Genomic DNA, 25,867 nt, shown 5'->3' with positions numbered 1-25,867 from the left:
ACCGTAATTGTCTGGCTTCAGTTTTATGCACCTTGAATGGCGATATGAGAGCGCGTTACGTATCGCAATACACGGTTAAGCGTATCGGTGTATGCCATTGCTGCTAATGCGTTATTCTTAGTTTTGGGGCCATTGATGTCGGCTTTTTTTAATATGATCTCTACTGATTTAACATTTCCTAAAGTTCCGCTCAGTTATGGAGCGGATTGCACTTAGCAGAAAATACTGCGTTGTGACATGCGTTATAACCTGCATTTTGTTCCCGACTGAAAGTCACTTTCATTACAATCCCCATACATATGCTTCGGAATTGGCTGGCTTGAGTGATCACAAAAAAGTGATCACAGGACTATTAGACATATTTTGTGATCAGTTTTTCGAGATTACTAAAGCTCAATTATTTGAAAAATAGATTTTTTACCTAGGGTGTTTGATCAGGATTGTGCATTAAAAATCTAAATATTCAAAAAACAGAACAACGGTTAACATTTTTTTAACGTTATTTATAGCAAAATTACGATGAGTTGAGTAAACGAGGGGGCAGACTGAAAGTCGGCCATTTTATCGTTTATGCTCGATGTGGCTAAAGTAATAACCTTTGGCGGTGCTTGGCTTGCCATCTTTGGAGTCATTTTTAGCTAAATAACTAAGCCTGAATAGCGCTTTTTGAAAGGATGCAAGCGAATTACGTTGAATCTCATAGTCGCAATTTTCGGGGAAATAGGCGTTGATATCTACAACTAAGGCCAAGGCGTGTTGCACAATGTCAAAGGTGGTATTAGTGCTATTGGCTTTATGGCCATTGAGTAACACAAAGCAGTGATAATGGCATTTGTCGTCAGTGCTGTTTTGTTCTCTTACCCAGCCGAAAACTACGGTCGATTGGTAATATGATTCCAGCGACTTAACGACAATGCTTCTGAGTTTACTGATTTTATGATTGTGAGGTAAGGAGTCATATAGCGAGATATCGAAACGGATCATATAAGCCTTAGAATGCCACGACAGGAAAGCGCTGAGAACACTGTATAGCTTGTTAAGCAATGGTCGATTAATCCCTGAGCGAAATGACATTACTTTCCATACACGGCCTTCTATTACGACGTCTACCGTTGGTGTGATACTGGGCAATACCGCAGGCTTTGTATTCGGTGAAATAGTTAAAGCAGGTCTCTTAACAAAAGCTTGAGGCATAATAATATTTAATTACCTAGTGCAAAATCGTAACGGCTCAAGCTGTAAGCCTTATGGCATCCAGTTTTCAGCGTATTTATTTCGATTTATTCAATTCGACAACCCGCTAGAACAGCCCAAGTTGTCTCACTTCAACATTAAGAAAAGGGCAACGTGTTGCCCTTGTATCCTCGGCTAAAGCTATCGCTTAGCTTGACTTTCCCAGCGTAGATAATCTGATAGCCTTACCATCCATTGGTTTTGGTCTTTAAATGCTCTAGGTGCATCCTCGCCCTGTTGCAGCCAACGCCTCACTGTTTTGGTATTCCGACCTAGTCGAGCGGCGATTTGCGCGCAGCTGAGAACAGGCTCAACGGTATGAGTTAATGCGATGTACTCGCATAGTCGAATTTTCTTTGGTCGCTTGACGTTAGCCACAGTTGATTGAGTCATTGATTGCCCTCCATTTGCTTTAGCTCTACCACGGGGCAGGCGCGCACCCATGCGACTATTTCGCTGAGCTTCCAAACGTTAGTATTTGCATTTAGCTTGATGCGCTGAGGGAATTGCCCAAGTCGCTCCAATTGAAAGGCGTGCGCTCGACTTACCGATGTAATGAATCGGCGCTGTTGTTCATTGATGACAATCTCATTGGGCTCAGATTCAGGTGTAAAGAAGGATGTATTCATTCGTCTCTCCTAGGCTTCAAAGGGTTTTTGCCGCTTGCGTCGAGGAGTTTGCTTAAGATGCAACTAAAAATTAAATTTTCGGGGATTTTAGTGTTTGATTTCGAATCTGGGCGTTGAGGGCATTGTTTGCGGTTAAAAATTAATACCTATTCGCTGGTGGTTTGGCCACCAGCGTGCATAGAAGCGTTAGTGTTTTGGGGCGTTGTCTTGGCTTAACTGCCAGCGTTTAAATTCATTCGGGCACCAGCCGAGGGTGCGCCTATTACGATAGACTGGCGCGATAAGCTTTTGCGTTTTAACCCATCTATGGACAGTGGCGCGACTCTTTTGCAATGCTGCGCACATGTCAGTGATGCCTATCAACGGGTTGATGTCAAATTCAATTGACTGATTAACGCGATCGCTCGACATTATTTCGCGCCTTCAATTTGGTTATTTGAGTTAACGGCCTCTCTTGATTTGACCCAATGAAGTAGCTCGGAAAGCAACCATCCTACTGAACGATTTGAGATCCTTCTGCGTCTTGGATACATGCCTTTGCGTTCGAGTTGAAAGGCCTCGGCCCTACTTACCGAAGTAATGAGACGACGCTCTTTTTCCTTAACTATACGGTCGAACACAAGCTCACTGGCAATATCTGTGTCCATCATTGCTAAATTGACGTTTGTCATTCGTTTCTCCTCGTATTCATAACGCTTGAGTGCGCGGAAATGAATGTTGAGGGTGGCGCAAGTAAAAGCGAAATTTTAGGGCGTTTTAGTAAAAAGGCCGCATTCACGACAACTAAAAATTTTTCCATGAAATCTTTTAGGGGTGAATTTGTGAGGATAAAACGCAGAGGCAATAAAACAACGGGGGTACATATGGGGGTACATATAAGCAAAAACGGGCTTTTTCGTGAGAAAAAACCCGTTTTATTACAACAACCTAAGAGGAAATCTTAGTTCATGCCATATTTCTTTAATTTCTTACGCAGAGTACCGCGGTTGATACCTAGCATGTTTGCTGCGCGGGTTTGGTTGCCGCGAGTGTGTTGCATGATGATGTCAAGCAGAGGTGCTTCAACTTCACTTAGCACCATTTCATACACTTCTTGTGCTTCCTGACCGTCCAACTGTGCGAAGAAGTTAGTTACGGCACGCTTAACAGCGTCACGTAATAACTGGGGCTTGATAGTGCCGTTTGCGGTTTCGATTTTGCCAACGGTAAGCTGGTGAACTTCTGTGTTAGTTGTCTGATCAAACATTCTATTCTGCTCTTTATTAATTCTTTACTAATTCATCAAAATAATATTCCACGAGGGAATACTGTTCTGCAGCGGTTTCCAGCTGATTAAAGTCAGCCCGAAACTGGCGCTGATCCTCCTGGTCTAGGTACCATCCGATATGTTTTCTGGCGAAGCGGATACCCTTATATTCACCATACAAATCATAAAGTTTGGTGAGGTGTTCCAGCATCACTTGACGCTGTTCTACCACCTCAATGGGCGCTAGCTTATTACCCGTCTCCAAGTAGTGCTGGATTTCTCTGAAAATCCAAGGTCGTCCTTGAGCACCCCGTCCTATCATCAGAGCATCGACACCGGTGTAATCCAGCACAAAGCGGGCTTTCTCCGGACTGTCGATATCCCCGTTTGCGACAACAGGAATCGAGACATTCTGTTTAATTGCTTTAATGGTGTCGTACTCGGCGTCGCCTTTGTACATGCATTGTCTCGTGCGGCCATGAACGGCCAGCGAGGCGATGCCACAATCCTCGGCAATCTGGGCGATTTGAACACCGTTCCTGTGTTCAGGCTCCCAGCCTGTGCGAATTTTTAACGTAACGGGCACATCTACTGCAGCTACCACGGCTTGTAAAATGTCTTTTACGAGGGGCGGATTTTGCATTAAGGCTGAGCCAGCCAGCTTTTTATTCACTTTTTTTGCAGGGCATCCCATGTTGATATCAATGATATGGGCGCCTTGTTCAACGTTGAACTGGGCGGCCTGCGCCATTAACTCTGGATCTGCACCTGCAATTTGCACTGAGCGAATACCTTCCTCACCAGAATGTGTCATACGCTGGCGGCTCTTATCCGTATCCCAAACCTCAGGATTGGATGAAAGCATCTCTGACACCGCTAAGGCTGCACCATAACGAAGACAGAGATTACGGAAAGCTTGATCGGTGACACCTGCCATTGGTGCCACGATCAGCTGATTCTTCAGTTGATAGGGTCCAATCTGCATTTACTGTTTCACCTTAGCTCTTCAAAGGGGCGCTATAGTAGCCCTTTTTATTGGCCGTGAAAAGGTCAATAAATGACCTAGGAGCAATTTTTTTTCTTGACTTTTTAGCCTTGAGAAGTAATCGGTAAAATTAGTCTAAGCCAGTGGTGGCGCATGTTGCGCCACCCTTTAGCGTTATTTGCGCGTACCTGTCAAGCGGCTCCAATCTTCTTTGTGAGCCGCTTCGTCCATGTTGAACCATTGGCTATAAAAGTCAGAGATTTCTTGCGCTTGCTCTTTTAGGAGTCCAGAGAGGGCTAATTTACCGCCTGTTTTGACTCGGTCGGCGATAAGGGGGGCGAGTTCGCGCAGTGGGCCTGCGAGAATATTGGCAACTAATACATCGGCCTTAAGATCGGCGGGCTGATCTTCAGGCAGGTAAAGCTCGAGTTGGTCGGCGACATCGTTACGCTCGGCATTGGCTTTTGAGGCGTCAATGGCTTGATAGTCGATGTCGATACCGGTGACTTTTTTCGCGCCCAGTTTTAGGGCGGCAACGGCAAGAATGCCTGAGCCACAGCCAAAGTCGATCACTTCTTCGTTGCTTAGATCTAAGCTGTCTAACCACTCTAAACACAGTGCTGTCGTGGGGTGAGTGCCTGTGCCGAAGGCCAGACCCGGATCTAAGATCACGTTGACTGCGCTTGGATCGGGGACTTCACGCCAGCTTGGGCAAATCCACAGGCGTTTACCGAATTGGATGGGGTGGTAGTTATCCATCCATTCGCGAACCCAATCTTTGTCTTCAATTTGCTCGATTTTATGGCTGAAGTGTTCACCTAAAAACGGCAGGGTTTTCAGCATCTCAATGCTTGGGGTTAGATCGGTATCGGCTTCGAATAGCGCGACAACCACGGTATCTTGCCACAGCGGGGTTTCGCCCAGTTTAGGTTCAAAAATCGGGGTGTCTTTACCATCTTCAAAGGTAATGGAGACTGCGCCTTCTTCCATGAGTAAGTCGCTGATGGTTTCTGCATCATCACTGTTAGTGTTAATGCGGAGTTGGATCCAAGGCATGGGTTAAATCCTGTGGCTAGGGTTAAAAAATATCACGCTATTGTATACCCAAACCGCGCTAAATTGCAGAATTCGGTGGCAATTTAGCATTGTTCAATTAGATAAATGAGTTGCTGTGCAGCAGGGGATTGGCGAGTGATAAATGGATTTTATTCTACGCCGACAAAGAGTTAGTCAGTCATCCTTTTTGTGCGAAAATGCGAACCGGTCGTTTCGATTTTAAGTATAAACATATGAAATATAATGGTTAATTGGTTTTACCTTTGTTTGGTTTTTTACTTGCTTTTTGTGATCGCCTTCTAAGAGTTGACGCTGCTCCCGTGAGTTACCTCACGCTTTAAATCTGTGACGCTCAGCCGGGTATTTTGTTACTGCTATGGTGTAGTTTGCAAAGAGGTGTCAACAAACCATCAAAGGTAAAAGCAAGATGATAAGCGTAACGCGCGTTCACACTAGGGTGAAAACACAGGGGATAGGTCACCCTTGGTCGGCTAAGGCTGATCGATTACAGAGCGCGACAGGCATTATGTTGGGATGCTTCCTGTTGTTGCATATGCACTTCGAGTCGAGCATTTTGCTGGGCAAAGAGGCATTTTACCAAGTTGTACAACTGCTTGAAGGCGGTATGTTTAGTAGTACAGGCCATGGCTTTCCGATGGTTACTAAAGTCTTCTCGGTTTTTATGCTGTTAGTGGTGATATTGCATGCCGCAGTTGCGCTTAGGCGGTTTCCGGCACAACTGGGTCAGTGGCGGGCATTGCGCTCGCATTTAGGTGGCATTAATCACCGTGATACCCATGCATGGTTTTGGCAGCTCATTACTGGCTTTATTCTGTTTTTCCTGGTGCCTGTACATCTGTTTACCATGATCTTAAATCCTGAGATTGGCCCACATTTATCCGCCGAGCGTGTTTATCACGATAATGCTTGGCTGCTTTATGCCTTATTGCTGCCCGCAGTGGTGATCCACGCCATGATTGGTTTGTACCGTGTGGCAGTTAAGTGGGGCATTACCACTCAACGCTCCGGCTTACGTAAACTCGCTAAGGTATTGATTATCTATTTGTTGTGCCTAGGTAGCGCTAGCTTAGTTACTTATATGTTGATCGGCAGCGAGTTGAGTGTTCCTGTGCAGCCCTATGTGCCCCAGTAATTTGAATGCCAATCCTGCTGCGCGCGTTGCACTGAGATAATTCGCCGCAGGATTTTGTGTCGCTGCCACTCGTTTTTATTGGTTCTATCGCTAATAGTTAAGCATTCGATTAATTATTCGCCTCCTAGTTGATCTAACTCAGGTTTGTTGTTGGATTTGTGAGCGATATTAATTTTTAAAGATCACTTAATGAGCTTGGCTCAATAGAGCCTGTGGCGCGAGGCGAAAGCAATGGCAATCAAACTAAGTATAAAAAAATGGAGTGCGTGGCTGGATTTAAGCCAGAGTGTGTCGGGTGTCATTTTGGCGGTGTTTTTATGGAGTCACTTAGTGTTGGTGTCGTCCATTTTGTTGGGTGGCGATGCCATGAACTGGGTGGCGCGCACTATGGAGCTAAGTTTTCTCTCTAGTGATGGTCATGGCTATCCCTGGGTGGTGACTTGTATTGCCATCGGTATCGGCGCTTTAGCGTTAGTGCATGTGCTAGTGGCATTGCAGAAGCTACCGATGAGTTTGCGTCAGCAAAGGGCGCTGCAACAGCAGATGCAAGTGATTAATCATAGCGATACTCGCCTCTGGCGTTGGCAAGCCATTACGGGTGTGGTGATCCTTTTATTGCTGCCGGTGCATCTGTGGCTTATCGGCTCGGCGCCTGAAACCATAGGTCCGCAGGGCAGCGCTGAGCGGATTTGGAACCAAGGTGTATGGATGGTGTATTTGCCGCTATTGCTGACGGTTGAGTTACATGCGGCCATCGGGATTTACCGCGTAGCACTGAAGTGGGGCGCGGCGCGTGATCTTAATAGTCGCAGCCGTTTACGTAAGATTAAAACTATTGTGAGTATCGCGTTTGTCACTGTAGGGATTGCCTCTTTATTGGCATTTTTACCCCATGCGAGTTGAGCGAAATATAACAAAAGAGTGTTGTCCTAAAACAATAACAGCAGTACCCGTTAAGGAGCAGGCGTGAAACTGATTTATACCGATTCATTAGTGGTTGGTGCCGGATTGGCAGGGCTAAGGGTAGCCATTGCCTCTAAAGAGCGTGGGCTGGATACCTTAGTGCTATCGCTTATTCCTGCCAAACGTTCTCACTCCGCCGCAGCGCAGGGGGGAATGCAGGCAAGCCTTGGCAACGCAGTTAAAGGCATGGGTGATGATGAAGACGTGCACTTTCAAGACACTGTGAAAGGTTCGGACTGGGGCTGTGATCAAGAAGTCGCCAGAATGTTTGCCCATTGTGCGCCTAAGGCGGTACGCGAATTAGCCAACTGGGGCGTGCCTTGGTCACGCGTCAGTGCTGGTCCACGTGAAGTCATTGTTAACGCACAAAAAGTTACTCTACAGGAAGCCGAAGAAGCCCATGGGTTAATTAATGCCCGCGACTTTGGTGGTACCAAAAAGTGGCGCACCTGCTACACCGCCGACGGTACAGGCCACTCTTTACTCTATGCCATGGATAACAAAGCCATTTCGATGGATATTCCGGTTCATGAGCGCGTCGAAGCGCTGGCGATTATCCACGACGGTCAACGCTGTCACGGGGTGATTGCCCGCTGTTTAATCACGGGCGAGTTGCGTGCCTATGTCGCGAAATCGACCACGATTGCCACTGGTGGCTATGGCCGAATTTATGAAGTCTCAACCAATGCGATTATCTGCGAAGGCATAGGTCAGGCGCTGGCACTCGAAACTGGGGTCGCGACCCTTGGCAATATGGAAGCGGTACAGTTCCACCCAACGGCGATTGTGCCCGTAGGGATTTTAACCACAGAGGGTTGCCGTGGTGATGGTGGTTTATTGCGGGATAAAGACGGCTACCGTTTTATGCCTGACTATGAGCCTGAAAAGAAAGAGCTAGCATCGCGGGACGTAGTGTCTCGCCGCATGACTGAACATATGCGTAAAGGTAAGGGCGTCGATAGCCCCTATGGCCCGCATTTATGGCTCGATATCACCCTGCTTGGGCGCAAACATATCGAAACCAACCTGCGTGAAGTGCAAGAAATTTGTGAGAACTTCCTTGGGATCGACCCTGCAAAGGATTGGATACCCGTGCGTCCGACTCAGCATTACTCCATGGGTGGCATTCGCACCAAAGCCACCGGTGAAAGTCCGCAGCTCAAAGGTTTATTCAGCGTGGGCGAAGCCGCCTGTTGGGATATGCATGGCTTTAACCGCTTGGGTGGCAACTCGCTCGCCGAAACCGTAGTGGGCGGCATGATTATCGGCAAATATGTGGCTGATTTTTGTGAAAATAACAGCCTGGAAATCAACACCCAGCTTGCCGAAAAATTTATGCGGCAAGTACAGACTGAAATTGACACCTTAGTCGATGGCGATGGTCAAGAAAATCCCTTCGAACTTAAGCACGCAATGCAGCGAATTATGATGGATTACGTTGGGATTTTCCGTAACGGCCCAGAGCTTGATAAAGCGGTGAATGAGCTAAAAGCCCTGCTTGAACGTTCACGCAAACTCGGCATTAAGTGTAAAAAACGCCACGCCAATCCTGAGCTGGTAGAAGCTCTAAGGGTTAAGCGTATGCTCAAAGTCGCGCTGACCGTGGCCTGTGGCGCGGCAGCTCGCACCGAAAGCCGCGGTGCCCATGCCCGTGAGGATTATCCGCAGCGTAATGACCGCGATTGGCTTAATCGTACCCTCGCCAGTTGGCCCGATGCCAATGCGTTGGAACCCGTGTTGAGCTACGAGCCGCTAGATGTGATGAAGATGGAACTGCCACCGGGATACCGGGGTTATGGTATCGACAATGCGATTGCTCACCCCGATACCGCTAAACGTGAGCAACAAATTGCTGAAATTTTGGCTGGGCTCGGGGAGGATGCCGATCGCTATCAACGCCAAGCGGCGCTGATGCCTTTCGAGCTGCCGCCCAGCCTGCAAGCTAAAAATGAACGTTTAAGTGATACCTTACAAAAACCCTCTGCCAATGTGTTAGGAGAAAAATCATAATGACCCAAGGTCGCCAGTTAACCTTTAATATTTTTCGTTATGATCCACAGGAGCCAAACGATAAGCCGAAAATGGTGCGTTATCAGCTCACCGAAACGCCGGGGATGACAGTATTTATTGCCCTCAATAAGCTGAGAGAAGAGCAAGATACGTCGTTGCAGTTTGACTTTGTCTGTCGGGCAGGGATTTGTGGCAGTTGTGCCATGGTGATCAATGGTTTTCCGACATTAGCTTGCCGTACCTTAACCGCTAAATATCCCAAAAGTGAGATTACCCTGATGCCGTTACCTGGCTTTGAATTGATCGGTGATTTATCGGTTAACACGGGTAAATTTATGCGTGAACTCGCTGAGCGGTTAAAGCTATGGTTACATCCTAAGGCGAATGATATCAGCATCCATCGCCTCGAAGATCCTATGGCTCCTGAAGAAGCTGCTCGCCTGTATGAGTTGGAGCGCTGCGTCGAGTGTGGCGTTTGCGTATCAGCCTGCGCGACCAAGCAAATGCGCGAGACCTTTGTCGGTGCAGTTGGCATGATGAAAATTGCCCGCTTTGAACTCGATAGCCGTGATGCCCGCACTGCGGAGGATTTTTACCATGTGATCGGTAATCAGGATGGTGTGTTTGGGTGCATGACCTTGCTCGGCTGCCAAGACAACTGTCCGAAGGATTTACCCCATATGCAACAGATTGCTTATCTACGCCGAAAAATGGCGATGACGTTGGTTTAGCTTTATTTACGCAGTTGATTTAAAAATAGAAAGCGCCAAATTTGGCGCTTTCTTGTTGGTGATGCTAGCAAGCATAACTCTTATGGATCTCGACTTTCTCTACTAACTGCTCGGAGGTGGCGACAAAGGTATTAAAGTGTGGGCTTGCCATATGCGCATCCAGTGCTGCTTGGGATTGCCACACTTCATACATCCAGAACTGATTAGCATTATCTAAAGAATGATGCAGCGTATACTCAAAACAACCTGCCTCGGTGTGGGTGTCACTTACCAGTTGTTTGAGGACTTTAAAGAGTGAATCACTCTGGCCTGAATGCGCTTGGATTTGCGCAAAAACCGTGATTTTCATTGGCTAAATCCCTCAAGCACAATTTTACCAATCGCTTTGCCCGACTCAATTTGTGCATGGGCCTTTAGCAAGTTTTGCGCATTAATCGTGCCGTAATGCTCACCAAAGGTGCTTTTTACTTTACCGGTATCGATAAGCTCTGCAATGCGATTGAGTAGATGGTGCTGGGCAATCATATCCTCGGTTTGATACAGGCTGCGGGTAAACATCAGCTCCCAATGCAGCGACAGGCTTTTACGCTTAAGCTTCATCACATCTAACGGGGCTACCGGATCATCAATCAGTGCCAGTTTTCCTTGTGGTTTGAGCACTTTTACAATTTCGTCAAAGTGCTTATCGGTTTGAGTCAGGCTAATCACATGGGTGACATCGGCAATATCTAGCTTAGCCAGCTCTTCCGAGAGGGGTTTATTGTGATTAATCACTGCATCGGCACCTAAGGTTTGCACCCAAGTTGCTGATTCTGGCCGTGATGCGGTACCGATAACCTCTGCTCCAGTCAATTTGACCGCCAGTTGAGTGATAATCGAACCCACACCACCTGCGGCACCGATAATTAAAATACGTGCATCCGTGGCGGAGCCATCTTGTGGTAGACCTAAACGGTCAAACAGCAATTCCCAAGCCGTGATACTGGTTAAGGGTAAGGCTGCCGCCTGTGCGTTGCTTAAGGTTTGCGGTTTATGGCCGACAATGCGCTCATCCACTAACTGATATTCGGCATAACTACCACTGCGGCTAATATCGCCGGCATACCAAACTTCATCGCCTACCTTAAATAGGCTGACTTTGTCCCCGATAGCTTTTACAACGCCAACGGCATCCCAACCGAGGATTTTATACTCCCCAGCAGGCGCTGAGCTTGATGCGCGGATCTTGGTATCGACGGGGTTAACCGATATGGCCTTAACCTCGACTAACAAATCAAAACCCGTTGGAGTTGGTTTGGCTAATGTTATGTTTTCTAATGCATTATGCGCATCGACTGCGCCTGCTGTTTGGTAACCTACGGCTCTCATAATCATTCCTCACTGGCGACTCATGTCTGTCACTTGTCATTGAGCACCATTGTGTGAAATATTAACCTTTAGATAAACGGGGTAAAGTTTGTAATTTTTTCAAAGGAAATTTGATAATCATGTTGCTTAATGATCTCGCCTTATTTGTTCGCGTTGCCGATTGCGGCAGTATTTCGGCCGCAGCGGCCGAAATGGACCTCTCTGCTGCTTCAGCGAGCGCAGCGATTAAACGTCTTGAAAAACAGCTTGATACGAGTTTGTTTGTGCGCACGACTCGCAGCCTTAGATTAACCGCTCAAGGGGAGCGTTACCTGATCCATTGCCGCCGCGCCTTAAGTGATCTCGCCCTTGGAGAGCAGGCGATTGCCAGCGATAAAGGTAAGGTCTCTGGCACCTTAAGCCTGTCGGTTTCATCTGACTTTGGGCGAAACTTATTTGTCCCTTGGCTCGATGACTTTCTCTTGGATTTTCCACAGCTGCAAGTGCGTCTGCATTTGGGCGACAATATCAGCAGTTTTTACCACGATAAAATTGATGTGGCGGTGCGTTATGGTAAGCCGCAGGATTCTAATCAAGTTGCCTTTCCGATTTGCAGTGCCGACAGAGTGTTATGTGCATCGCCGGACTATCTTGCCAAATTTGGTCAACCCGAAACCTTAGAGCAGCTAACACAACATAATTGCTTGTTTTATAAGTTAGATGAGAGAACTCACGATCAATGGCAATTTGAGCGTGATGGCCAGGAATGTAAAGTCCGCGTCACGGGGAATCGTAGTGCCAATGATGCTGAAATTGCGCGCCGCTGGGCGGTAGCAGGAAAGGGGTTAGTGTTTAAGTCGAGCTTAGATTTGGCAGAGGATATTATGGCTGGGCGTTTAGTGCCCTTGTTACCAGAATATCGCGGCGAGTCGGTCAATTTATACTTAGTGTGCCCAGGACGCGAACATGTCACACCCGTGGTGTTACTGCTTCGCGAAATGTTACGTCGCCGTTGTAAAGAATTGCAAACTCAACTGGCTGCTCATCATATTATCCCAAACTACCGTTAAGCTATTTGCATTATGGTGGCATATGTAAATAATCGCACTGCATGTTGTTATTTATTGTTTTTAATCTGTTTTTAAATTGTGTTTTGTGGCGGTTTTTTCTGTTATGAATTGTGTTGTTTATGTTTAATGTCGCTAATTTTTTCTGATCTAACTCATATTTATTTTAATTGCATATGAGTTGTCGCTGGCTTGAGTTGAAAAGCATTTTTTTTCGTGCGTATGATGCGATAGATGTATCGTTTTGTATCTTTAACTGTGGGTCACAGTGGAGATTATTTATAGTATGACGTATTGACTGAAAATGTTAACTAAATTAGCCACAAAAAATTACTCAAAAATACCGAAACATCTTCATCCCATAGTTGGCGGATTACTGGTGCTCGGAATATTATGGTTGAGCTTATCGCTAAGTGTTTCTGCTAAAAATGAAATTTATTCTGTTGAAAAGAATGATTTTTTAATGGCTTCGACACTTGTGGCGCATAGTGAGTTTGTGGGCCATAAATCGACAATCGTACTGAATGAATATAGCGTTACACTTTGGAATTGGTTTTGTGAAACTAATTTTGAAAGCATATTTATTGGACTGTCTTTTTTTGTTTTATTTAGTGTTATTTATTTCATTTCAGCTATTTTTCTGCGTAGTTACATTCTTAATTTGGAACATTGTTATTCCATTTTACTTAATTGGATAAAGTCTATTCAAGCAAGTACATCCTAGCGCTATATAGAGCACATGCTCACTATCAATATTTTCATCAAAATATAAATCAAGGTTTTATTATGCAACCAACGAATAATCAATATTATTCGTCGATTTCTCGTCGACGAAATAAATGGTCTGTGCTTTTCTGCTTGCAGGTGATGCTGGCGAGTTTTTCATTTGTCGGCCAAGTATTGGCTGTCAATGAATTTGAGTTAGCCACGGATGCACAAGCTGCAAAATGGTCTGGCTACGTTAATGTTGGGTTTACCCGAAACATTTATGACTCGGATAGTTATTACGCCTATCAAGCCTATAACATCGATAGCCGGATCGATTACAAGGCAAATTGGGGCAATGTGCTGTTTACCCTTGGGGGCGAAAAGCAAACATTGCATGGCAAAGAGTCCAGTTTTTATGACCCTTTGCTGGAATACCGCACACCACTGTATGCCTTAAGCGATACCGTCTCATTCAAAGGCAGTTTAGGTGTGTATTTGCCCGCAGAGCGCGAATCAAAATTGGATAGGTTGCAATATGCACCGCGTATTGCTGCGTACTTATTTTGGAGCCCGCTAGATAACCTCAGTTTTTATTTTTCACCGCGCTATCGCTACAACGCTTACCAATACAAAACCGCTGGTGAGCGCGTGTTAGTTGAACAGCAACTCGATGGATTACTCGATGCTTATTGGCAAATTACGGCTAATTGGTATTTGGATGTGAGTGGTCGTTATCGAGTCTCCAAAAACTATTACGGTCGCCGACTCGACGATCAATTTACCTTCGCCCAAGAACTCGGTTGGTCGTTTAAGCCTGACTGGGTGTTGGCTGTTGGTCATAACAATAGTGGTCGTTTCTATAACCCAGAAGTGGGGACATCTCAGGGATTTGAGATTTATGACAAAAAGAGTTCAACCTTTTATTTGTCAGTTACTAAATATCTATAAAAACAGTAGTTAAGAGGAATCTATGAAGAAGTCCATGGTATGTCTGGCGATAACCAGCGCACTGACCCTTGTGGGGTGTGGTGCCGGTGATGAGCCTTATAAAGAACTCCCCAAAGATGAAAAGCAAGTCACCACAGCCGACATCGATAAAGCCACTGAGCGGCAATATCTCTACATTCGCAGCGTGGGTAAGGCTCCGCGTTATGCCGCCGAGGTGCGAGGTTTTACCCAAGGTGATCCTAAGTTGGTAACCTTGCATAAAACAGAGAATGGTATCCAAGTACGTCAAATTGACCGAGATAATATCGGATTAGGCCATGACAGCCGTTACCCTAATGAATATAACCAAGCGCCAGTGTTAACCATTCCTGGTGAATATATCGACTTTAAATGTACCGAAGATAAATGGCGTGAGTGTATTAACGTAGAGCAAGTTAACACCGATGCTAATTTAACATGGCAGGATAAGCGCTACTTTGTCCCCGATTTTGCCAAAGCTAAAATTGCCGAGTTGGGCATTAATGACATATTTACCTTTGGTGAATGTGTGACTGAAACAGAGGCCCCGCGTCTAGTGAATACTCAAGGCCAAAAAGGCTATGAGATGGATTTAGCTAAGGGCGTGGTTAACTTTGAAATTGAGCATACCTATCAGGCTTCACCAAGTTGCTTTAACCAATTTTACGGTGGCAACCTCGACAATCTATCCTTTACGACGACTGAGTTTATTTCGATTGTGGCGGTGGATCAGTTAGCCAGTAAAGACTATCAAGCGATTCCCTATGCCGAAAATGAAAAGGGCGCATTTGGTTTCTTTACCTCTTCCCATACTTACCGTGATGCGACTGATTCAGAGGGCGTTGACGGGTATGTGCGTACCTACATGAATCGCTTCAATCCGGCCAAATCGGAACTGACTTATTACTTGAGTAATAATTTCTACGATGCGAAAAATAAACCCTTTTTGGATGCTGCTATCGAGTCCGTGACGGCAATTAACATTCAAAACAAGTTGTATAAAACGGGTTTTCCACAGATAAAACTTGAGCAAGCCCACGATAAACGCCATGGCGACCTGCGCTATAGCAACATCACTTTATTTGATGAACCGCTGGATAATGGTTTGGCGGGTTATGGCCCATCCGCGGCAAACCCGCTTACAGGCGAAATTGTGAGTGCGCGAGTCAATCAATACAGCTCGAATCTAAAACAAGGCGCAGTACGTTACTATCGCCAAGTGCGTTTAGATTATAACAGAGGCAAATTGGACGCGAATTCAGTCACATCGTTAACGGGCGAGCCTTATGTGTCGAATCTGAACAAGCCAGATGTCAGCGTTGATACTGTGCCAGTTGAGGCGGCGGCATTTGAACAACCTACTCAGCAGCTTATTGCAGCACCCAAATCAATGTTATTAACGCCTAAGGATAATAGTCTCGATGCTTTGGCGGATTTTGATGAAAAAACACAAGCGTTTTGGTCTGAAAATTCAATGATGCATGTGGATACCGTGTTTGCTACAGGTGGTAGTAATCGTGAATTACCTCGCGGCATCAAAGGGCATGAAATTGATTGGAAAAAAGCCGAAATGTGGGTTGATGGCAAAGTGGGCGGTAAATTAGCGGCATTTGAAGATTTGCCGATAAGTTTACAAGACTCATTAACTACAGCCCTTGCTGCACAAGCATTTGCCGGCACCTTGACCCATGAATTAGGGCATACATTTGGCTTAAGACATAACTTTGCTGGGAGTCGCGACCACGACAATACCTTTAACCAAGCACAACTGACGGAGTTAAAAGCCGCCTTTAGCGATGCAGGTTACCCAGATATTACTGTTAATGCCGAGTTTTCGAGCCAAATGGACTACAACGTGAATCGGTTTGCAACCACGTTTGAACCCTATGACTTAGCGGCGTTACGTTTTGGCTATGCCCGCGAAGTGGAAACAAAGGCTAACGAATTTGTATCGCTCAAAGCGGAAGATGCTAAGCGTCGCGACGAACTTGCCAAAGGCATTGTTAACGGGGATACCCGATTTGGCGCGCTTTACAATATTGAGCAAAACAATAGCCTACGTCAGTATTCTTATTGCACAGATGAACATGTGTCCCTTAACAGCAACTGTAATCGTGGTGATGCGGGTAAAAACTTAGATGATATTAACCAGTTCTATATCGATAAGTATTTTGATAGCTACGAGACCATGAACCTACGCCATAATCGTCAATCTTTGTTTGAGGATCATAGTCTAAGTTACACCATCAATCGTAAAGTGCAGTTTGATGAGATACGTCAATTCATTGAAGATGTGAGCTTTTTAGAGCAATTATTTGGTCTATCAGAAAACTTTTTTGCTGGTGAGTGCGACCGACTGGCTGCGGCAGGTAGCGAGGCTTGGTATTGTGCGAATCAGCGGGCGATGAATCAGTCGGCCGACTTCTTCCTTAAGCTAGTGGGAGAAAACGACGCCACATTGGACGTCACATACAAGCAAGCTGATGGCAGCGTAGCGTTAAGACAGCAGTACAATTTTGCTAAGGTACTTGAGCAATATCGTTTTAAAAGCGGCGATATGAAGGCGCAATTTGAGCCGGGTGAGGTGATCAGTCAGTTCTCTGATTCCCCAGAAGCCTTGAAAGAGTTGATCATTAAATCGCAAATAAATCCTCAATTTCAGGATTTATTAACGGCTGATGTTAGCTTTTCGGGCCGCTTACTCAATGGTATTAAAACGCCTGCATCCTCACCTAACCATCCGTATGTGAATGAGCGCGACGTGTTAGGTGTATGGCCTGATAAATTGTTAGCCGTGCGAGCCTTAGTATCACGTACAACGCCCCGCAGCACATCGAGTCGTGGTTACAAAGCATTGGTTGATTTACCGAATGTGGGTCCAGTGTTCCAAGATATGTTGTGTAAGATGACCATGGGTGAAGGCCCTGGGCTGACTCGTGGTAATGCACCGCTCTTTACCGAAAGCTGTGGCGTGAGTGGTAAGCTCGATAGCTATCTGCCTTATTACACTGATTTTGCCCAACAAAGTATTGAGCCATTACCTAATTACGATCGTTCAGTTTCACGTTACTTCCAATTTGATACTGTTAACGGCCAACCAAAAGGTAAGAGCAATTTACTGCAGATGATATTACGGCAAGTGGTACTTGCATCGGTTGACAGTGATTATCAAGGCGAGCAAAAAGCCAGAGTATGGCGTGAATACGTCGGTATTCATCTAGCCGGCCCTGCATTAGCCACACAAGCGGAAGTGACAGTAAATGGCCGTGTGTATGCTGCGACCGCAGAAAACACTTTAGCATTGGCGCTGATCAACCGAATTAAAGAAATGGAAACCTTTAAGGCGCAGGTCGGCGAGGCCACGCTTGCCATCAAGTTAAACAACGGTACAGTAGGTGAGATCATTGATGGGCAACTAAGCCGAGATCAGTTAGTTCTCAGTTATTTGCCTGTGCTTGATTAAGTCACTTGAATCGAGTGAGCCGCACCCGCGGCTTTGCAATCCATCACCATGTGTAAAACGTAAAAAAAGGCCGCTCAGTGAGCGGCCTTATTATTCATACAATCTTATATGGCTTAAGACTTTGCGCGTTTCATCGCGGTGAAGAATTCTTCGTTAGTCTTAGTCATCGCCAGCTTATCAATGAGGAATTCCATTGCACTGACTTCATCCATTGGATTGAGGATCTTACGCAGGATCCACATTTTTTGCAGTTCGTCAGGATTTGTCAGCTTCTCTTCACGACGAGTACCGCTGCGGTTAAAGTCAATCGCAGGGAAGACGCGTTTTTCAGCGGCTTTACGTGACAGATGCAGCTCTTGGTTACCAGTACCTTTAAACTCTTCGTAAATCACTTCGTCCATCTTAGAACCGGTATCGACTAACGCAGTAGCGATAATGGTTAAGCTGCCGCCGTGTTCGATGTTACGTGCTGCACCGAAGAAGCGTTTTGGACGGTGCAGGGCGTTTGCATCCACACCACCGGTTAACACTTTGCCTGATGAAGGGATAACAGTGTTGTAAGCACGCGCTAAACGGGTGATAGAGTCGAGCAGAATCACCACGTCTTTTTTGTGTTCGACTAAACGCTTAGCCTTTTCAATAACCATTTCAGCCACTTGTACGTGACGGCTTGCTGGTTCGTCGAAGGTAGATGCAATAACTTCACCTTTAACGAGGCGTTGCATCTCGGTTACTTCTTCTGGGCGTTCATCGATCAGCAGAACCATCAATACTACTTCAGGGTTGTTGTAGGTAATGGATTGCGCAATGTTTTGCAGTAATAGCGTTTTACCCGCTTTTGGTGGCGCAACGATCAGACCACGTTGACCTTTACCGATAGGTGAGCATAAATCCAGAATACGGGCAGTGATGTCTTCAGTTGAGCCATTACCACGCTCCATACGCATACGTTCTTCTGCGTGGAGTGGCGTTAAGTTTTCAAAGAGGATTTTATTGCGAGAGTTTTCAGGTTTATCAAAGTTAACTTCGTTAACTTTTAACAGGGCAAAATAACGTTCACCTTCTTTTGGTGGACGAATCTTACCAAAAATGGTGTCACCCGTTCGCATGTTGAAACGGCGAATTTGGCTTGGTGACACGTAAATATCATCAGGGCCAGCTAAGTAAGATCCATCTGCACTTCGTAAGAAACCGAATCCGTCTTGGAGTATCTCTAATACGCCGCCACCGAAAATGTCTTCGCCACTTTTGGCGTGGGCTTTAAGGATGGAGAAAATAATGTCCTGCTTGCGAGCACGGGCCATATTTTCGAGTTTCATGTTTTCGGCTAGCGAAACTAGGTCGGATATCGGCGTGTCTTTTAATTCAGTTAAGTTCATGTTGGGGATCTTGTGTTACGCGACAAAGCTTACCGCGATCAATCAGTAAAGTTTGTGATTCAGGATAGTGATTGACGAGCGAGAAGTGGTTTAGTTAGAAAGAATCTGGTTATTAAAGTAGCACTAACAAAGCGGGGCGTCCAGAAATTTAGGGGCATTCCGGCACAATTTAATTTCAGCTTGTGCCGGAGGTCACTCATAACGACAACAAATTAGATTTGTGCGTCGATAAACTCTTTTAACTGAGTTTTAGAGAGCGCGCCAACTTTGGTCGCTGCCAATTCACCGTTTTTGAATAACAGCAATGTTGGAATGCCGCGAACGCCGTATTTCGCTGGCGAAACGTTGTTCTGGTCAACGTTTAATTTAGCGATAGTTACGCGACCGGCATACTCTTCGGCAACGTCGTCAAGGATTGGCGCGATCATTTTACATGGACCACACCATTCAGCCCAAAAGTCTACCAATACTGGTAAATCGGCCTTTAATACGTCGTTTTCGAAGCTGTCGTCGCTCAGGTATATAATTTTATCGCTCATGATGTTCTCCAGTTTGGTTGCCATTGCTGGTTTGTTAATGGCTTACCATGTATATTGGGGTTGAAAAATAGCTTTTCAAGTTACCTTTTACAATGTGGCTATTTCAAACGATCGAGTATCTTATTGCAACCCCAAATGGTATGCTTGCGCTATGAGCCAAACACATTTATCAAATCAAAAATTTGCCGACTTACCTCTGCATCCTGAGGTTAAACAGGCCCTTGCCGAGAACGGCTTTGAATTTTGTACGCCGATTCAGGCGTTATCATTACCCGTATTACTTCAATCAAAAGATATCGCTGGCCAAGCTCAGACGGGCACTGGCAAGACAATGGCGTTTTTGGTTGCCACATTTAACCATTTATTGTCGACCCCTGTTCCTGAAGGGCGTCAATTAAATCAACCGCGTGCCATTATCATGGCGCCCACCCGTGAATTAGCCATTCAAATTGCTAAGGACGCGATTTTACTCGCGAAACATACTCGCTTAAAGGTGGGGATTGTTTACGGTGGTGAGAGTTATGACGTCCAACGTAAAGTGCTTGACCAAGGTGTTGACATCTTAATCGGTACAACCGGACGGATTATCGATTATGTGCGTCAGGGCATTATTAGCTTAAATGCGATTCAAGCCGTGGTGTTAGATGAAGCCGATCGTATGTTCGACCTCGGTTTTATCAAGGATATTCGTTTCTTATTCCGACGCATGCCTAATGCCGATCAGCGCCTGAACATGTTGTTTTCAGCGACGCTTTCAATGAAGGTGCAAGAGTTGGCTTATGATCATATGAATGATCCGGTGAAAGTCGAAATTGCCCCCGAAGAAAAAACCTCAAAGAATATCAAAGAAGAAATTTTCTATCCTTCCCAAGAAGATAAGATGCGTTTATTGCTAACGCTGATTGAAGAAGATTGGCCTGAGAAAGCCATTGTTTTTTCAAACACTAAGCATAGCTGTGAGAACTTATGGGCTTGGCTTGAGGGTGATGGTCACCGTGTGGGTTTGCTCACTGGGGATGTGCCACAGAAGAAACGTATTCGAATCCTAGAGCAATTTACGCAAGGTCAATTAGATATCTTGGTTGCGACTGACGTGGCTGCACGCGGCCTGCATATCTCCGATGTTTCCCATGTTTACAATTATGATTTACCTGATGATTGTGAAGATTACGTCCACCGTATTGGTCGTACTGGGCGAGCGGGTAACAAAGGGGTATCAGTTAGTTTTGCCTGTGAAGAATACGCACTAAACTTGCCAGCGATTGAGACTTATATTAATCACTCAATCCCAGTGAGTAATTATGACCGCGATGCCTTACTGGATGATATTCCACAGCCAGCTAAGATTCATCGTAAACATCCAGCGGGAGCTCGTAATTTACGTGAGCGCTCTGGGGTGAGTCGTACTCAAGGTGCACATCGTAGTGGTGGTCGTCCACCTCGCCATGACAGGACGCGTAGACAGCCGTAAATGCCAACACCCGCTTATGCTGCCATTACTTTAGGCTCTAACAGTTTTAATATGCTGATCGCTAAAACAAAAGGTGGTCAGCCACATATTATTGCTAAGTACAAACGTAAAGTAAGGTTAGCCGAAGGGATTGGCGAAGACGGCTATTTATCACAGGAAGTGATGCAACGAGGTTTAGATTGCCTCGCCATGTTTGCCCAAATGTTAGCACTGCATAAAGTCCATCCTAATCATGTTGCTGTGATTGCCACAGCAACACTGCGTACTATCAATAACGCCGACGAGTTTAACCAGAGGGCAATTCCACTTCTCGGTCACCCGATTGAGATTATTTCGGGCATGCGTGAAGCTGAGCTGATTTATCAAGGTATGGTGGCAACAACCTGTGGCCAAGGTCGACGCTTAGTGATTGATATTGGTGGAGCAAGTACCGAATTTATTATCGGGGATGGTCATCAGGTTCAGTTTAAGACTAGCTTGCCTATGGGCAGCGTGACCTTTAACCGCCGTTTCTTCAACAACGCTCCGTTGCAAGAGCTCGATTTTGACGATGCTAAACAGGAAGTGCTAGCAGTCTTAGGTGAACATAGGCAAAGGCTAAAAGACTTAGGATGGCACTGTGTGGTGGGGGCTTCTGGCGCAGTGCAATCTGTGGTCGAAGTGCTAATGCACCGTAAGCAGTCTGAAATAATCACTTTGGCTGTGCTGACACAGCTGAAAGCGGAAATCCTCGCCGAGGAAGATGTGAGTCTTGAGGGGATTATCGGCTTAAGCGCCGAACGTGCGCCGACATTTGCCGCAGGGGTGGCGATTTTACTTGCGCTCTTTGAACTCTTAGGAATTGAGCAGTTGGCGCTATCAGGTGGAGCATTGCGTGAGGGTGTGTTAGTGATGCTGGCGCAGCGGATTTTAGAAGAAACGATTTAATACGATTGGTATAACCTCACATCTATTATTAAAAGACAAAGGCCGCCAAGTTTACTCTTGGCGGCCTTTGTTATTATTCGGGTACAGATTACTTTAAGATCTCGGCTAAATCTTTTTCGAGCGAAACGGTTGGGCGTTCAACAATGCGGCCAATTTCTTTACCTTGTTGTTGCACGATAAAGGTAGGAATACGTTTGAATTCGTATTTTGCCGCCAGTCCTTCAGGGTCTTGCTTGCTGCGATCGACACCAATATAAGTCACTTTAATATTGGGGTTCGCCACTTCTTCGATAATGCGGATAAAACGTGGCGTTTCGCGATGACAGTCTGGGCACCAAGTACCAATAATCACGACGATTTCTGTTGGTTCTGTGACTTTTTTGAGTGGTGCTAAGGCGTCGGTATCGACTTGGTAGCTTTTGTAGCCCTCAGCAAACTCATTGAGATCTTTTACTAAATGTTGCGCTTCAACTACACCGGTTAAAATCACTTCTTGTTTCTCCTCGCTGCAGGTGGCAATCAAGCCCTGTTTTTGCTCTTCAAAGCCACAGCCGCCATTTGCTAGTACTTGGCAACTAAAAAATAACGCGGTCGTGGCGAGTAATGCTTTAACGTTATTGTGCATGATATGCCCTCAAAATCGAAGAAGAATAATGAATTTGCATTCAAGCACTAATTTACGTTTTGTAAAAGTTGTGAATGAATTAGCTGCAAGCCAGATCACGTATCGCTAATGTAAATCTGGCTGTTACCCATAAAAAGATGTGATTAGTTTTGTGCTAATAGCTTGGCGAGGATAAGTTTATTAGCATCAGGGAAGTCGTAATGGGTGAGCTCGTGCTTATCGACCCAGACGATTTGTTGTCCTTCAAGACCTTGCGCCTCGCCCGTAAAGTCACTCACAGTGTGAATATCGAGTAGTACCTGTTTATCTGGGTAGTCGTAGCTTAACGCCATAAAAGGTTCGCTCGAATGGACGTTAAGCGCCACTTCTTCTTTTAACTCACGAATTAAGGCTTGGGTAACGGTTTCGTTTTGCTCCACTTTTCCACCGGGAAATTCCCATTTGCCGCCTTGATGTAAATGCTCTGGGCGCTTGGCGAGTAGGATTTGTCCGTCAGTATTAAGAATAATGCCCACGGCAACATGAATACGTTTTGTCATAAATTTCTACTTATCACTGTATGAACAACAATCCGAGACTCGTCGGTTCTGGTCGTTGGTAAATACACGGAGTTGTTGTATGAGGCTTATTCTTTAAAGAAGCTTTCTTCGTCGTAACCAAGTTCGTCTAAAGCGTCGACATCAAACTCAGATTTGACTGGAATGGCGTGTTTCTCCGATGCCCAATCACCGAGATCGATCATCTTACAGCGCTCACTGCAAAAAGGTTTGAACTCTGACTGAGGGCTCCATTGTACTGGGGTTTTACAAATTGGGCAGTTGACGGTTAACGGCATAATGGGGATCTCTTGATTTACTGCTGAATAACGAATAACGAATAACGAATAACGAATAACGGTTATCAATGGCGTTAGTGTAAAGGCTTCACGCGCAGGTCGCTAGTAAGAATTCGATGCTACGGTCTGAGTGGCGTTGTTGATCGAATTGTACAAAATGAATGGCGTAACGATTTTTATGGCCACTGATCGTGGGATAACAACCGTGGGAAGCATCGACTTTGACTCGAACTAATGACAGGGCTTGAGTGCTATCCCCTTGATAAAAACCGGCATGAGCGGTGGCATTATCGAAATCAGCGGTACTGCGGGTCAGTTGAAGCAAAAGCGTGATGGGTGTGAGTAGGGGATCGAAATGACTTATCCAAGCTTGATAATCCTGGCGTCTTTCTTCCCAGGGTTTGGCGAGCCAAAAATGCAGTTGGGGAAGGTCGAAGTTACAGCAGGCACCTGGCATACCAAAGCGTTGTCTGAGTGCAGATAAGAATCTGTCTTGCTTTAGCTGGCTCCCACAGCGTTCGGGGCGTTGTAATGGTTCTCTGGCTTGGGTTAAGGCTTGAATATAAAAGCGGATTTGTTCGCTATCGACATGCTCGAGTTCTTGCCATTTGCTCAGTTGCAGTAGATTTCGCTCGATATCTTTGAGGACTTCATTGCGGTAATCGCAGCGCTCCGAGAGCTCGCACAGGGAAAATAGAGGGTAGAAACATCTATGCTGGTGGTCGTGATTTAGGTTATTACAGAGCTGCTTGTTGAGGTATTCGAGCCGCAAGTAGCTGCGGATCTTCTCATTTAAAGGCTGTTCATAAACTAAGTCAGTCATGGGCGTTGTGATTACCAGATAATTGTAAATAGCGCTGATGCAATGCTTGCACCTCTTGTTTTAGCGTTGATATCTCTCCCTGATTATCAATAATGTCATCGGCTCTAGCGAGTTTTTCACTGCGGCTACACTGGCTCTCAATGATGTTATTTACTTGAGTTGCATCGACATTGTCCCGCTTTACGGTACGGCTTATTTGTAATTCTGGCGAAATATCCACCACTAAAGTCCGATTGACTAACCTATCTAACCCGTTCTCAAATAGCAAGGGTACAACCATAATTACATAGTCTGAGGTGGCATTTTTGACTTGCAAAAGCATTTCTTGGCGGATCATAGGGTGCAGCAGTTGATTTAACCACTGACGCGCTTGTTCATCGCTAAACACTCGCTGCCTAAGTTTTGCGCGGTCAAGCTCACCCGAGGCCGTTAAGATTTCTGTCCCAAAATGGTCAATAATGGCGTTTAATCCGTAGGTGCCTGGTGCGACGACTTCTCGGGCAACGACATCGGCATCGACTAGGCAAACACCTTCTGCCGCAAACAGATTCGCCACGGTCGTTTTACCACTGCCAATCCCGCCCGTTAAACCAACAACAAATTTGGACATAAAACTCTCTTAAAAGCGATGAAGGACGTGCTTATAGGACCTAGGACCTAGAACGGACTGGACTTCGTCCTGCTAGGGCGTCGCTGCGCTCCTTCTAGAACCTAAAGCCTAGAACCTATAAGGCCGAAGCCAGTTCTATAACGTACTTAAATACCAATCCACTATAGGTTGACCCCATATTAGGGCGATCCAACCTGCGGCGGCAATGTAAGGACCAAAGGGAATCGGATTTGCCAGTTGATTACGTTTGGTCACGATCAGCGTGATGCCTACGAGGGCACCCACTAAGGATGAAAGTAAAATCACCAGTGGCAACATTTGCCAACCAAGCCAAGCACCAAATACGGCAAGCAGTTTAAAGTCACCATAGCCCATGCCTTCTTTACCGGTTAACAGCTTAAATAGCCAAAAAATCGACCATAAACTTAAATAGCCTACTGCGGCACCAATAATCGCATCGGTTGGGTTGGTAAAGGTATGGTTGAGGTTTATTAGTAGTCCTAACCATAGCAGGGGAAGGGTCATCTGGTCGGGAAGCAGCATTTCATCCAGATCGATTCCGGTGAGCGCAATCAACACAAAAGTGAGTATTGCAGCAAATATAAATTGCCCGCTGGGGCCAAAATGCCAGGCGAGTGTTGCAACGAGTAACCCTGTTATTAGCTCAATAATCGGATAGCGTGAGGAAATGGGGGCATGACAGGCAGCGCATTTTCCCCTCAACATTAACCAACCTAAAACGGGTAAATTATGCCAAGGCTGGATGGCGGTTTTGCATTTAGGGCAGGCAGAACCTGGTACCACTAGATTGTATTTTTCAGGATAGTTATCTATAGGCTTGTTAAGCTTTTCTAAACCGACTTGTTTGACTACATCTGCATGATATTCCTGCAGATACTGATTACATTCCTGTTGCCATTCGCGCTTCATCATCACCGGAAAACGATGGATAACCACATTTAAAAAACTGCCAATAGTTGCGGCAAACACAAAACTTAAGCAGATAAAAAGCCATGGTGCTTGGTCAAAAGTGTGACCCAATAAAGTGAAAAATTCAGTCATTATTCTTACTTAATTATATTGTTCAATGTAAAACGGATT

At 45.7% G+C, this 25,867-nt stretch carries 28 protein-coding genes; 10 read left to right on the top strand and 18 right to left on the bottom strand.

Features of this window, described 5'->3' with window-relative positions; all coding sequences use genetic code 11:
• Positions 1-561: 561 nt before the first annotated feature.
• The 8 genes from MMG82_RS05780 to prmA form a co-directional block, all read right to left on the bottom strand.
• A complete protein-coding gene (locus MMG82_RS05780) occupies positions 562-1,074 on the bottom strand; it encodes an inovirus-type Gp2 protein (RefSeq protein WP_169547594.1) in 513 nt (170 codons plus the stop codon).
• 300 nt (positions 1,075-1,374) lie between these two features.
• Positions 1,375-1,626 carry a helix-turn-helix domain-containing protein gene (locus tag MMG82_RS05775; RefSeq protein ID WP_241406595.1) on the bottom strand — a complete coding sequence of 84 codons (252 nt, stop codon included), beginning with the start codon at positions 1,624-1,626 and terminating at the stop codon, positions 1,375-1,377.
• The gene (locus MMG82_RS05770; protein ID WP_088211923.1) at positions 1,623-1,862 is read right to left on the bottom strand and encodes an AlpA family phage regulatory protein; all 240 of its coding nucleotides are present in this window, start codon (positions 1,860-1,862) and stop codon (positions 1,623-1,625) included. Before MMG82_RS05770 ends, MMG82_RS05775 begins: the two co-directional genes overlap by 4 nt.
• 186 nt (positions 1,863-2,048) lie before the next feature.
• Positions 2,049-2,273: a hypothetical protein gene (locus MMG82_RS05765; RefSeq protein WP_241406594.1), complete on the bottom strand. Its 225-nt coding sequence runs from the start codon at positions 2,271-2,273 to the stop codon at positions 2,049-2,051.
• Positions 2,273-2,533 (bottom strand): AlpA family phage regulatory protein, encoded by a 261-nt coding sequence (locus tag MMG82_RS05760; protein WP_241406593.1) that lies wholly within the window; start codon positions 2,531-2,533, stop codon positions 2,273-2,275. Before MMG82_RS05760 ends, MMG82_RS05765 begins: the two co-directional genes overlap by 1 nt.
• A gap of 269 nt (positions 2,534-2,802) precedes the next feature.
• Positions 2,803-3,108 (bottom strand): DNA-binding transcriptional regulator Fis, encoded by a 306-nt coding sequence (gene fis, locus MMG82_RS05755; protein ID WP_006083371.1) that lies wholly within the window; start codon positions 3,106-3,108, stop codon positions 2,803-2,805.
• A gap of 16 nt (positions 3,109-3,124) precedes the next feature.
• Positions 3,125-4,093 (bottom strand): tRNA dihydrouridine synthase DusB, encoded by a 969-nt coding sequence (dusB, locus tag MMG82_RS05750; RefSeq protein ID WP_037413666.1) that lies wholly within the window; start codon positions 4,091-4,093, stop codon positions 3,125-3,127.
• Between the two features lie 174 nt (positions 4,094-4,267).
• Entirely contained in the window at positions 4,268-5,149 is an 882-nt protein-coding gene (prmA, locus tag MMG82_RS05745; protein WP_241406592.1) for a 50S ribosomal protein L11 methyltransferase, read from the bottom strand.
• 427 nt (positions 5,150-5,576) lie between these two features.
• Between prmA and MMG82_RS05740 the strand changes: the two genes are divergently transcribed.
• The 4 genes from MMG82_RS05740 to MMG82_RS05725 all read left to right on the top strand — a co-directional run bounded on the left by MMG82_RS05740 (position 5,577) and on the right by MMG82_RS05725 (position 10,006).
• Entirely contained in the window at positions 5,577-6,302 is a 726-nt protein-coding gene (locus MMG82_RS05740) for a fumarate reductase cytochrome b subunit (RefSeq protein ID WP_047534338.1), read from the top strand.
• Positions 6,303-6,533: 231 nt separating this feature from the next.
• On the top strand, positions 6,534-7,205 hold the full coding sequence (locus tag MMG82_RS05735) for a fumarate reductase cytochrome b subunit (RefSeq protein WP_037413654.1): 672 nt from the start codon (positions 6,534-6,536) through the stop codon (positions 7,203-7,205).
• Between the two features lie 63 nt (positions 7,206-7,268).
• On the top strand, positions 7,269-9,275 hold the full coding sequence (locus tag MMG82_RS05730) for a fumarate reductase flavoprotein subunit (protein ID WP_241406591.1): 2,007 nt from the start codon (positions 7,269-7,271) through the stop codon (positions 9,273-9,275).
• Positions 9,275-10,006, top strand: coding sequence for a fumarate reductase iron-sulfur subunit (locus MMG82_RS05725; RefSeq protein WP_047534351.1), 732 nt, complete (start codon positions 9,275-9,277; stop codon positions 10,004-10,006). The genes MMG82_RS05730 and MMG82_RS05725 overlap by 1 nt, the downstream gene beginning before the upstream one ends.
• A 64-nt stretch (positions 10,007-10,070) precedes the next feature.
• Here the strand turns inward: MMG82_RS05725 and MMG82_RS05720 are convergent, their stop codons facing one another.
• Both MMG82_RS05720 and MMG82_RS05715 read right to left on the bottom strand, forming a co-directional pair.
• The gene (locus MMG82_RS05720) at positions 10,071-10,355 is read right to left on the bottom strand and encodes a putative quinol monooxygenase (RefSeq protein ID WP_047534353.1); all 285 of its coding nucleotides are present in this window, start codon (positions 10,353-10,355) and stop codon (positions 10,071-10,073) included.
• The gene (locus tag MMG82_RS05715) at positions 10,352-11,374 is read right to left on the bottom strand and encodes a zinc-binding alcohol dehydrogenase family protein (RefSeq protein ID WP_037426381.1); all 1,023 of its coding nucleotides are present in this window, start codon (positions 11,372-11,374) and stop codon (positions 10,352-10,354) included. The genes MMG82_RS05720 and MMG82_RS05715 overlap by 4 nt, the downstream gene beginning before the upstream one ends.
• 119 nt (positions 11,375-11,493) lie before the next feature.
• Between MMG82_RS05715 and MMG82_RS05710 the strand changes: the two genes are divergently transcribed.
• The 4 genes from MMG82_RS05710 (at position 11,494) to MMG82_RS05695 (ending at position 17,557) form a co-directional block, all read left to right on the top strand.
• Complete coding sequence (locus MMG82_RS05710; RefSeq protein ID WP_037426378.1) at positions 11,494-12,423, top strand: LysR family transcriptional regulator; 930 nt, start codon at positions 11,494-11,496, stop codon at positions 12,421-12,423.
• Between the two features lie 301 nt (positions 12,424-12,724).
• A complete protein-coding gene (locus tag MMG82_RS05705) occupies positions 12,725-13,144 on the top strand; it encodes a hypothetical protein (protein WP_069453752.1) in 420 nt (139 codons plus the stop codon).
• A gap of 62 nt (positions 13,145-13,206) precedes the next feature.
• Entirely contained in the window at positions 13,207-14,076 is an 870-nt protein-coding gene (locus MMG82_RS05700) for a hypothetical protein (RefSeq protein ID WP_047534358.1), read from the top strand.
• A gap of 22 nt (positions 14,077-14,098) precedes the next feature.
• The gene (locus MMG82_RS05695; protein ID WP_037426369.1) at positions 14,099-17,557 is read left to right on the top strand and encodes a zinc-dependent metalloprotease; all 3,459 of its coding nucleotides are present in this window, start codon (positions 14,099-14,101) and stop codon (positions 17,555-17,557) included.
• A 113-nt stretch (positions 17,558-17,670) separates the two neighbouring features.
• Here MMG82_RS05695 and rho read toward each other — a convergent pair whose 3' ends face one another.
• Both rho and trxA read right to left on the bottom strand, forming a co-directional pair.
• A complete protein-coding gene (gene rho, locus MMG82_RS05690; protein ID WP_037413641.1) occupies positions 17,671-18,936 on the bottom strand; it encodes a transcription termination factor Rho in 1,266 nt (421 codons plus the stop codon).
• 212 nt (positions 18,937-19,148) lie between these two features.
• Positions 19,149-19,475, bottom strand: a complete 327-nt coding sequence (gene trxA, locus MMG82_RS05685) for a thioredoxin TrxA (protein ID WP_011070766.1) — start codon at positions 19,473-19,475, stop codon at positions 19,149-19,151.
• A gap of 151 nt (positions 19,476-19,626) precedes the next feature.
• Between trxA and rhlB the strand changes: the two genes are divergently transcribed.
• Both rhlB and MMG82_RS05675 read left to right on the top strand, forming a co-directional pair.
• A complete protein-coding gene (gene rhlB, locus MMG82_RS05680; protein WP_037413639.1) occupies positions 19,627-20,946 on the top strand; it encodes an ATP-dependent RNA helicase RhlB in 1,320 nt (439 codons plus the stop codon).
• Positions 20,947-21,873, top strand: coding sequence for an exopolyphosphatase (locus tag MMG82_RS05675; protein WP_037426367.1), 927 nt, complete (start codon positions 20,947-20,949; stop codon positions 21,871-21,873).
• 88 nt (positions 21,874-21,961) lie between these two features.
• Here MMG82_RS05675 and MMG82_RS05670 read toward each other — a convergent pair whose 3' ends face one another.
• The 6 genes from MMG82_RS05670 to MMG82_RS05645 all read right to left on the bottom strand — a co-directional run bounded on the left by MMG82_RS05670 (position 21,962) and on the right by MMG82_RS05645 (position 25,828).
• Positions 21,962-22,498, bottom strand: a complete 537-nt coding sequence (locus MMG82_RS05670; RefSeq protein WP_011070769.1) for a thioredoxin family protein — start codon at positions 22,496-22,498, stop codon at positions 21,962-21,964.
• 143 nt (positions 22,499-22,641) lie between these two features.
• Complete coding sequence (gene mutT, locus MMG82_RS05665; RefSeq protein WP_241406590.1) at positions 22,642-23,037, bottom strand: 8-oxo-dGTP diphosphatase MutT; 396 nt, start codon at positions 23,035-23,037, stop codon at positions 22,642-22,644.
• Between the two features lie 86 nt (positions 23,038-23,123).
• Complete coding sequence (gene yacG / locus MMG82_RS05660; protein WP_037413634.1) at positions 23,124-23,333, bottom strand: DNA gyrase inhibitor YacG; 210 nt, start codon at positions 23,331-23,333, stop codon at positions 23,124-23,126.
• Positions 23,334-23,421: 88 nt separating this feature from the next.
• A complete protein-coding gene (zapD, locus tag MMG82_RS05655; protein ID WP_037413632.1) occupies positions 23,422-24,156 on the bottom strand; it encodes a cell division protein ZapD in 735 nt (244 codons plus the stop codon).
• Positions 24,149-24,766: a dephospho-CoA kinase gene (coaE, locus tag MMG82_RS05650; protein ID WP_047534370.1), complete on the bottom strand. Its 618-nt coding sequence runs from the start codon at positions 24,764-24,766 to the stop codon at positions 24,149-24,151. Before coaE ends, zapD begins: the two co-directional genes overlap by 8 nt.
• A 135-nt stretch (positions 24,767-24,901) precedes the next feature.
• On the bottom strand, positions 24,902-25,828 hold the full coding sequence (locus tag MMG82_RS05645; RefSeq protein ID WP_037413628.1) for an A24 family peptidase: 927 nt from the start codon (positions 25,826-25,828) through the stop codon (positions 24,902-24,904).
• Positions 25,829-25,867: the final 39 nt, after the last annotated feature.

This window comes from Shewanella sp. MM_2022_3 (assembly GCF_022557375.1).
GTDB lineage: Bacteria > Pseudomonadota > Gammaproteobacteria > Enterobacterales > Shewanellaceae > Shewanella > Shewanella xiamenensis.
This window is presented reverse-complemented; position numbering and strand designations above follow the sequence as displayed.